We start from the raw sequence: 8,463 nt of genomic DNA on the forward strand, positions 1-8,463 counted from the left end.
CGTTTCAATCCACGCCCGCGCGCGGCGGGCGACCAGATTCCCCTCGGCCTGACGCTATGCGTTTTAGGGTTTCAATCCACGCCCGCGCGCGGCGGGCGACGTAAACGTTGCAGGGGACTTTAGGGCGCTGATTTGTTTCAATCCACGCCCGCGCGCGGCGGGCGACTGGTGGTGGCATGCTATAACCAGGTCACGATCTGGGTTTCAATCCACGCCCGCGCGCGGCGGGCGACCCCAAGTGGGCCCTGGTGGTGGCCCAAAAAGAAGTTTCAATCCACGCCCGCGCGCGGCGGGCGACAAACTGCAGAATTCCCATAGCTTGAAGGTTTTCGGTTTCAATCCACGCCCGCGCGCGGCGGGCGACATGCCACCACCAGGCTGTCAATAGAGGCACCGCGTTTCAATCCACGCCCGCGCGCGGCGGGCGACCTGGTGGTGGGCACTGGTGGTGGCCCAAAAAGAGTTTCAATCCACGCCCGCGCGCGGCGGGCGACGGATCACGGCCGGAAAGGAGGAGATACGCATGGCGTTTCAATCCACGCCCGCGCGCGGCGGGCGACGGTTACCACATCAAACCCTGCAACCACCTGGCTTTAGACAGGCCTTTTCGCGAACCCCTCATGAGAGACCCCGTTTCGAGCAAGTCCACTACACCCATCCCTACCTAAACCCTTGGGGCTGAACAATTATACCACTTCGCGAACCCCCCAGGTTTTCATGAGCGCTTCTGGTCCGCGCGGATGATCGCCTCAAATCACTAGGGGGCCTTCTGGGTCGTACGACGCCTTTGCCCCCTGGTGCTCAACCCGATTCTTCCACTTTGCGCCAAGGAAGTAGAACCTCAGGCTATCCTTCTCAGGGTCATAAACCTCTAAAAGTTGATGCCGCAAACTCGTCCATTGGGCAGGATCAACAAGGCATTCGAACACCGAATTCTGTACCCTCTGTCCATAGTTCTGGCATATCTTAGCCACCTGTCTCAAACGCCTGGCGCCCCCTTCGGAGGCCGTATTTACATCATAGGTCACCAAAACCATCATGAACTCCCACACCTACTTCCAGCGAAATGGCGGATACGCATCCAGATCTCCCCGCAAGTGACGAGCGAGAAGAAGGGCTTGAACGTATGGGATCAAACCTATGGGAATCTTCTCCCCAATAAAAGGATGTATTATCTCTTCCCGTTTCCTCTCCTGATAGGCCACCAGTACCTCCTTCCGCGTTTTGTCATCCATCAACACAGCCCCAGATTCTGTCCTCGTGAAACCGCTGCCTTTAACCTGCCGCCTGTTCACCAGGGATAAAGCCAAGCGGTCCGCTATAAAGGGCCTCAGCTCCTCCATGATGTCCAGCGCAAGGCTGGGCCTTCCTGGACGCACCGCGTGCAGATAACCCACGGCGGGATCGAGACCAACCGATTCCAGGGCCGAAGAAGTATCGTGAACCAAAAGAGTGTACAAAAACGATAGAAGGGCATTCATCGAATCCATTGGCGGCCGCCTACTCCTCTCGCGGAAGAAGAAATCATCCTTCTGCGCACAGATAAAGGCATCAAAAACCGAAAAATAGATCCGGGCCGCCTCCCCTTCAACTCCCCTCAAGGTATCCAAATCAACAACCGATTCAATCAAACGCAGGATCCCCGCCAGCCGGCTCGCCGCAAAAGAAAACCCCTCCGAACCACCGGACTTGTTCTCCCTTGCAGCCCGCAAAAGAGCCGTACGGCTGTTCACAATCTTCCCTATCACCATCGACCGGGCAATCAAAAGACTCTTGCCTGGATCATCTGCACGCCTGTATTGCTCCCTCCGCAAAAGGACATTCCCCGAGACTGGCCCATGCACCCGGGCAAGGAACCTGCCGCTTTCCGTCATGAAGGACAGGGTAATCCCCCGCTCCCCGCACAACCCCATCAGAAAGGGACTACATGAAACCTGACCAAAGCAAACGATTCCACACAGGGTATGGATCGGCACCCGGACCTTCGTCTCCTCCCCCACCCGCACGAGAACTGTTTCACCATCACGGGAAAGGTAAGATCCCTGGGTTAACACGTAAAGGGTGTTTAACAGGTGTTTCATAGCCCATCTCCCCCTTCAGCCAGGTCCTCCGCAAGTGATGAGCGGATCAAGGAGTTGATATATCTTTGGGCACTCCTACCTCCCCGACTCATTTCAGGCAAGCAAACATCCCGCAAGGAACATAGCTCGCAACGCCTCCCACACACGGCAGACGGGGTAACTGCGGCTTCGGTAAGATCATGCAGCCTTAAAGAGAGACGCTCGGTTCTTGCCCTAAGTGCCTCCGTCAGCTCCACCACATGACGCCGACGGGGCTTCCCATAAAAAAATTCAGCCTCCTCAATATGTAAGCCCGTCATCTCCTCAAGACACATCGCCTGGGCACAAAGCTGGACTTCGTCACAATCAACAGCCTTAGGTTTACCGCTCTTATACTCAACTATCTTCGGCGGGCGACCAGCCAGACCGCCTGCCGGGAACTCTACCACATCCGCCTGACCCACAAGACCGAGCCGGAAAGAATGAAGCCGGAGGGCTCTAACAATCCTAACATCCCCCCGGCTTTCACCATCCTCCTTGTGGGCCTTCTCGTGCAAAAACTTACCCTCCAAGGTTAGCACGTTCTCGCGCCACACCTGCTCCAAATAGATAAGCCCCCACTGCCTTTCACAAAAGGCCAGGTGCTGAAGCGCAGAGATCGGAAGAAGGTCCTCTTCGCTGTACATCTACCCTTCCACGTTATTTCACTGATACGAAATTCAAGGGACTCGTTATCGGGTTCCCGTCCAGGAACAACGCATAATCAGAAAAACTTCTCGCCGGTCCCTCTGTGGTCCTCTCCCACGTCACCCGCTCAAAAAGCTCGTGAGCCGGCTTGTTACCCAGAGCGGTCTCGTGTTCGAAAACGATCAGCGCACGGGCGCTCATCAACCCCCGGGCAGCCGAACGATCGTGTTCGAACATAACCTGCAACGCCTCCCAAAAAAGGTCCAAGTCATCCTTGGAAAAACCAGTTTGTGCGGCAAGGTGGGCAGATACAAAACCATACGCCCTGTAAAGCCCGTAAGGAACCGTGTATTTACGACCCATCGTGCGGTTACCGCCACTTTGTTCCTTCGCCTCGGCTTCCGTCGCAACCGCCATGCGGGTGATGCTGTGCTCAAGCGCCACTATCGGCTCCAGGGAACGGGCAAAGGTCAGCTGTATGGGACCACGAACCTGCCCCGCATTCTTACCGGTGCTCATAACCGCACCGAAAGCACGCACATCGTAATATTTCCTGCACATCCAGTTTCTCGCCGCTTCAACCATTTCGCCCTCCGTCTTTCTGGCTTTAACTTCTTCTTGTTCACGAGCTTCATCTATAAAATTATTAAGAACCGCCTTTTCTTTGACAAAAATACCGTATCCCGGCCCTTCGTTTCTCGTAATATAAACATAGTTGCGAACTTTTCTTTTTATGCAGACATCCGTAACAAGGCCAATGCCAGTTTCAGCATCAATCCTAGGCATGTTAGCTGCATCAGGATCTCCATTTGGGTTACCATCCACAACATCAAAGAAATAAACAAAATCATACCTTCTGTCAACGCAGCTCATAACCTATTCCCCCTTATTTTTATTGTAAAAAGCTTGCATTTGGTGGTAATATCCAACAGCGAAATGCGCTTGCTGATCTAAGCTCATGGTCGACGGCATTGTCGCAATACCATCCATAATTTCTCCTATTTCCTTCTCCAGATTTACCTTTCTGCCAGGGTTAGTCAATTTTGCCATATGGTAATTTTTTAATTTAAGAAGCTGAGGGAAAACCACCACGGGCATAGATGAAGCAGCTCCGTAATAACGATCCCGAATGGTAGCGTTTATTCCAGGGTTAGCCTCCTCCTGAATCTTTTCAAGAACCGCGAAAAGCCGTCCGAGCCGATAGGCCACATTTGGATTGGATCGATCTAGGGACACCTTCAAAACCTCCTTCTCCCTCGAATTGGCCTGCTGACGATTGATGCATGCTTTTAAGATCCCCGCCCGCTCCCTGGTCACCTTCCTTTCAGCCCTAATCCGCCTTATACACTGCTGCAACAGCGACCTGGGGTAAGGCGTTCCATCCAAGATGCTCGCTAAAACTGCCCCAGGTAAATTCGGAGGGACATTATCCATCGTGTAATCCAACGCAGTTGCCTTAAGAAGACGGCTCAACGGCAGATGCTCTTTTTCGTTCGGACCATGGATAATCTGAACATCCTCAAAATGTTTGATAATCTTATCGGCGAAATCCCTCGCCTTCCCAGATCTCCATAAACGGACGGAAATCCGCCCCGCGTTGGGGGAAAGCCCCAAGACGTAAAAACGGTCCTGTTCCGTGGCCGGGATCCTACCCGAAAACACCGATTCGTAAAGCGCCTTCACCGCAGCAACCGATCGGTCAGGATCATCCTTTGGGTCCTCCCCAACTAACCAACTGAAGCTTTGCTCAAGGTTGCAATAGGCCGGATCCTCCTTCTGTGCCCAAAACACAATGGTAGTTTCCCCAAGGTTCGTTTTGTTTTTAGATGCGGGATCAAGCAAGAGGTTCAGCGCCCTAGTATAGGCTAATGCAGCCCTTACGCTCACCGGAGCATTAAACCCCTGCTGCTTGAGAAAAGACGCAAATGCAGGCGTAGGACCACCATTCCTACCGTTTTCAACCTTGTTGTTGACAGAAACCAGACTCGCACCAGTTGAGTTAGCCCCCTTTACCCCTAGAATAGGGGGATGTAACTGCTTAATAGGAGCCTTCTCACCGGTGACAAGGCAGATACCCTCTGGGAGCCCCTTTTCATCAACAACCTGGGCCTTTCTAATCTCTGGCAGATCCGTAATAACCCCCAAACCCTCTATTTTGAAGGTCATCAGAGATTCAGGCTTTTTAAGATCATCCCAAACCGAACTCTTAGAAAGCTCATCCAGCAAATTCTTGCTAAATACATTGAGCACATTTTTTGCTGGCTCACCAATCTTTTCTTTTTCAAAAAAGCTTTTCATTCTCTCAATAAATGCTTGATGTTGCTTTTTTACCCTTTCAGGCTTGCTGTTCTCTTTGGTTGGAACACCCAGAAAATACTCAGCATTCTCCCAAAAGAGGTTTGCCTTAATCGCACTCCCCTTGGACTCACCCAGAGAAGGTACCAGGAATTTCTTGGCAACCAACTTCTTCCCCGACAACTCCCTAGTATCTTCAACACGGATAAAGTTGCCCTCGGTGTCCACCACAATCAAAAAATGGATCCCCTTCCACTCCCAACCCTCAGGTGGAACTTTCCTTTCCGGATCAGCAAGGCTGCGCTCATAGTATTCACAAAGCGCCTGCAGGATCATCTTCTCACCTCATCACTATCCCAATCAGGAACGTTAACCACTCCCCTGTCAAGCCTAGCCCTGAAAAACGCCGGAGTCGGGTTCGCCGGGTCGGAAAAATCTATGTCGTAAAGCATGAACCCAAGATCCCGGGTTTCATCGATAGGCTTTGGTCCACTGTCATGGTCCTCAACAAGCCTAAAGTGTGCACTAAATTCGCGGCAACCCAGGTAAGGCCGGTTGAAACACTGCCCCTTAAGCGCCCTCCTCCTGAACATGGCGTTGTACTTCCCGGGATTTTCATCCCCACCCAGCTCCACGGATTCCACCGCATCAATCAACGCTTCTGGCGTCTTCAAAAAACCAGTCTTCCTTTGCGACGGCGGAATGAACTCCAACTCTGCGTGAAGCCTATAGCGAACGTCCTTCAGAAAAACCCCCGCCCGCTGCTGCCTTTTGTCCTCAACAAAAAAACCGTTACTCCGCTCCGTCATGACACAACTCACTTCGTTCCGACGAACCGACACCCAGCGAATAGGGTTGAGAACCTCTATCTTTCTCACCCTCCATCTGATCGCCGGTTTCCAGAAGATCGCCTCAAAAATCCCCCTCGCAGCCGAAGGCGTTATAACGTCATAACTCACCCTCTCCACCTTCATCTCCGGTCGAGTAAAACAAGCATAATCCCCCCAAACTTCAAGGCAAAAAGTCCTGTTATAAAAAAGCTCGCTCACATAAACCTCCTTTCCCCTGAAAAAACCTCAGGCAAACAATACCTCGTCAGACCACTGACTCGGATCAACCAGAAGACCCAACCCAGGTTTGTACAACCCATCACAGCACTGCACATACAATCCATGGATCTCCTCCACCATCCCACCCCTTAGGATCATCTCAAATTCCCTTTTCCGAAGGTTTACAGCAAACCGCTGGAGCTTGCGGAAAAGGGTCCTGCTAGGCCCCTTATGCCTCAGCTCTTCAATCAACAAACGGCTCGACCTTTTGGCGTTGAACGGACTTTGGTAAAAAACAACCACGCTCCGCTGCCCCTGGTCATCTATCATGCTAAAATCCTGGGCCAGGCTCCTAAATTGAAATTTAAACTCCGAAGCCCTACTGACTAACCGATCGGCAAACTTGGGCTTATCCAGTTCATTCACCCTTGCATAAAACACCCGAAAGTACTCCCCAAAAACACTACCGCTAAGGTCCATAAGGTCCCCCTTCGCAAGGATTTCAAGACAGGCTTCCTCTCCCTTTCTCAAAAGCCCTGGGGGCGCTGGCTTAGGAGGGTTAAACACAACGACCCGACCAAGCTTTCCAGATGAGTTCAAGCGCCCCTCACGGTTGCAGCGCCCTGCTGCCTGAACGATCGAGTCCAACCCCGCCATGGCCCGGTAAACCACCGGAAAATCAATATCCACCCCAGCCTCTACAAGCTGCGTACTAACTACCCTAAGAGGCTCCCCCGATTTAAGCTTATTCTTGATCACGTTGATAACATCGCTCCGATCTTCCCCACACATCAGGGCCGAAAGGTGCAGGGTACCCTCTGGCATAAGGGCACACAGATCCCGACAATCCCGCCGAGTGTTCACAATGCAAAGGACTTGGTCAAACTGACTCAGCTCCTCCGCTAAATCTGCCCATTCCCGTCTTTCTAATTTTTTTGCATCAGGAAAATGAAAACTGACCCTGCGAAAAGCATCATCACTACCAAGGGGGGGTATCAATGATCTCCACAGTTCCATCCAGACCTTCAAATTCCGCCTGCCCCGCCCCTATCTTGCCCGTCAACGCCGGCTGCGTGGCAGTACAAAGCACAAAGGTAACTCCGAAATGATCCACAAGGCTTCTCATAACCGATAGGATGGGCCTTAGAAACTCTGGAGGAAGCAGCTGAGCCTCATCTAGGATGACGATACTGTTGACTATGTTGTGAAGCCTCCGGCAGGACGATGGCTTACAGGCAAAGAGGGATTCAAAAAACTGCACGTTCGTGGTCACGATTATAGGAGCATCCCAATTCTCCGCAGCCAAACGGCTCCTAGGGCTCTCCCTGTCCGGGTCAAGGTTGCTGTGATGCTCAAGAACGTTTTCCTCTCCAAACAAACCAGGGACGCCCCTATTTACCATCTCTTCAATTTCCTCGTCCCTGTCAGTGCCATACTTGAAAACCTTAGCAGTTTGCTCAATGATGCTAGTATATGGAATCGCATAAACGATCCTACGCTTGCCATGCGCAAGCGCGTGTTCCAGCGCAAAAGCCATCGAGGAAAGGGTCTTACCCCCACCAGTTGGAACCGTCAACGTAAAGATCCCAGGCTCCAGCTCAGCCTTCTGTCGGCATTTAGAAAGAATTTCCCTGCGCCTTCTATTGATTAAAGTATCTTTGGCATGTCTCTGCTTATAATCTATGTAACGGTCAAAGCGATCTTTTAATTCCGCTAAAGAGGCGTAACCGGACCGCTCCAAGCTCTTATCCCGGTCCATGAAACTTTCTGTGTCGAGATAATCCGCATCCACAAGACAGGAGAAAAGCATTCGCACCCAAAGATGCAGGCTCTCCCTAGGCTTACCCCGCAACGGCTTCTCCACACTCATGGGGGCAGACTTCGGGATAGGTTTGTCTAAGAACTCTATCGCTTGGGGCTCCCTTTCTATCTGGTCAATATCCCGCGTTTCAAGTTTCTTCTCGTCAGGGTTTAAATCACGGGGATCAAAAATACGCTCCTGAAGCGTCTCTCCCCCGGCGGACTCATAGTCCCAATCGGGCAACCCGGTATGATGCCCCGCTATCGGATAGGCAAGAACACGGGCAACCGCGGGACACTTCCTTAGCTTTTTAAAGGCCAGAACCGCCCCTGCCCTGCTATGCTGAACCTTACCACCAAGCGTCTCCAGGTGTGCTTCCACATCATACCCAGTCTCTTTACGGATATAGCCCTGCCAAGCCGGAAGGAACTTTCCCAAATCATGCCAAAAACCCAACACGTTCCCCCCAATCTCTATTGCCAAATTCTGCCGCAAAGTCCCCAGCCCGCTTAGCCACCCCTTCAAGATGGTCCCTCAAGGGCTGCACTTGCCACTCTCCAAACTCGTCTTT

General features: G+C 52.1%; 8 protein-coding genes, 1 pseudogene and 1 CRISPR repeat array (1 of these 10 running past the window's edge). All 9 genes and pseudogenes read right to left on the reverse strand.

From position 1 onward, the window contains the following. Positions 1 to 560: direct repeats of the CRISPR family, unit length 32 nt; unit sequence GTTTCAATCCACGCCCGCGCGCGGCGGGCGAC (it extends 735 nt beyond the left edge of the window). Positions 561 to 749: 189 nt separating this feature from the next. After that, entirely contained in the window at positions 750 to 1,040 is a 291-nt protein-coding gene (gene cas2, locus THEVEDRAFT_RS07750) for a CRISPR-associated endonuclease Cas2 (RefSeq protein WP_006584170.1), read from the reverse strand. Positions 1,041 to 1,052: 12 nt separating this feature from the next. Then, positions 1,053 to 2,081 carry a type I-C CRISPR-associated endonuclease Cas1c gene (gene cas1c, locus THEVEDRAFT_RS07755; RefSeq protein ID WP_006584171.1) on the reverse strand — a complete coding sequence of 343 codons (1,029 nt, stop codon included), beginning with the start codon at positions 2,079 to 2,081 and terminating at the stop codon, positions 1,053 to 1,055. After that, positions 2,078 to 2,746, reverse strand: coding sequence for a CRISPR-associated protein Cas4 (gene cas4, locus THEVEDRAFT_RS07760; protein WP_006584172.1), 669 nt, complete (start codon positions 2,744 to 2,746; stop codon positions 2,078 to 2,080). The genes cas1c and cas4 overlap by 4 nt, the downstream gene beginning before the upstream one ends. A gap of 13 nt (positions 2,747 to 2,759) precedes the next feature. Further along, entirely contained in the window at positions 2,760 to 3,620 is an 861-nt protein-coding gene (gene cas7c, locus THEVEDRAFT_RS07765; protein ID WP_006584173.1) for a type I-C CRISPR-associated protein Cas7/Csd2, read from the reverse strand. Positions 3,621 to 3,623: 3 nt separating this feature from the next. Further along, positions 3,624 to 5,378 (reverse strand): type I-C CRISPR-associated protein Cas8c/Csd1, encoded by a 1,755-nt coding sequence (gene cas8c, locus THEVEDRAFT_RS07770; protein WP_006584174.1) that lies wholly within the window; start codon positions 5,376 to 5,378, stop codon positions 3,624 to 3,626. Then, positions 5,375 to 6,091 carry a type I-C CRISPR-associated protein Cas5c gene (gene cas5c / locus THEVEDRAFT_RS07775; protein ID WP_006584175.1) on the reverse strand — a complete coding sequence of 239 codons (717 nt, stop codon included), beginning with the start codon at positions 6,089 to 6,091 and terminating at the stop codon, positions 5,375 to 5,377. The genes cas8c and cas5c overlap by 4 nt, the downstream gene beginning before the upstream one ends. Positions 6,092 to 6,118: 27 nt before the next feature. Then, positions 6,119 to 6,622, reverse strand: a complete 504-nt coding sequence (locus tag THEVEDRAFT_RS09615; protein WP_216593056.1) for a hypothetical protein — start codon at positions 6,620 to 6,622, stop codon at positions 6,119 to 6,121. 132 nt (positions 6,623 to 6,754) lie between these two features. After that, positions 6,755 to 7,108: pseudogene (locus tag THEVEDRAFT_RS10340) on the reverse strand (CRISPR-associated helicase/endonuclease Cas3); the annotation flags it as partial. Beyond that, positions 7,071 to 8,375, reverse strand: coding sequence for a CRISPR-associated endonuclease Cas3'' (locus tag THEVEDRAFT_RS09620; RefSeq protein ID WP_216593057.1), 1,305 nt, complete (start codon positions 8,373 to 8,375; stop codon positions 7,071 to 7,073). The gene THEVEDRAFT_RS09620 and the pseudogene THEVEDRAFT_RS10340, both read right to left, overlap by 38 nt. Positions 8,376 to 8,463: the final 88 nt, after the last annotated feature.

It is taken from the genome of Thermanaerovibrio velox DSM 12556 (genome assembly GCF_000237825.1).
GTDB classification, from domain to species: domain Bacteria; phylum Synergistota; class Synergistia; order Synergistales; family Synergistaceae; genus Thermanaerovibrio; species Thermanaerovibrio velox.

Excerpts from the sequence above, each read along its gene's own strand:
- cas2 (WP_006584170.1), bottom strand. The coding sequence starts at position 1,040 with ATGATGGTTTTGGTGACCTATGATGTAAATACGGCCTCCGAAGGGGGC.
- cas1c (WP_006584171.1), bottom strand. The coding sequence starts at position 2,081 with ATGAAACACCTGTTAAACACCCTTTACGTGTTAACCCAGGGATCTTAC.
- cas4 (WP_006584172.1), bottom strand. The coding sequence starts at position 2,746 with ATGTACAGCGAAGAGGACCTTCTTCCGATCTCTGCGCTTCAGCACCTG.
- cas7c (WP_006584173.1), bottom strand. The coding sequence starts at position 3,620 with ATGAGCTGCGTTGACAGAAGGTATGATTTTGTTTATTTCTTTGATGTT.
- cas8c (WP_006584174.1), bottom strand. The coding sequence starts at position 5,378 with ATGATCCTGCAGGCGCTTTGTGAATACTATGAGCGCAGCCTTGCTGAT.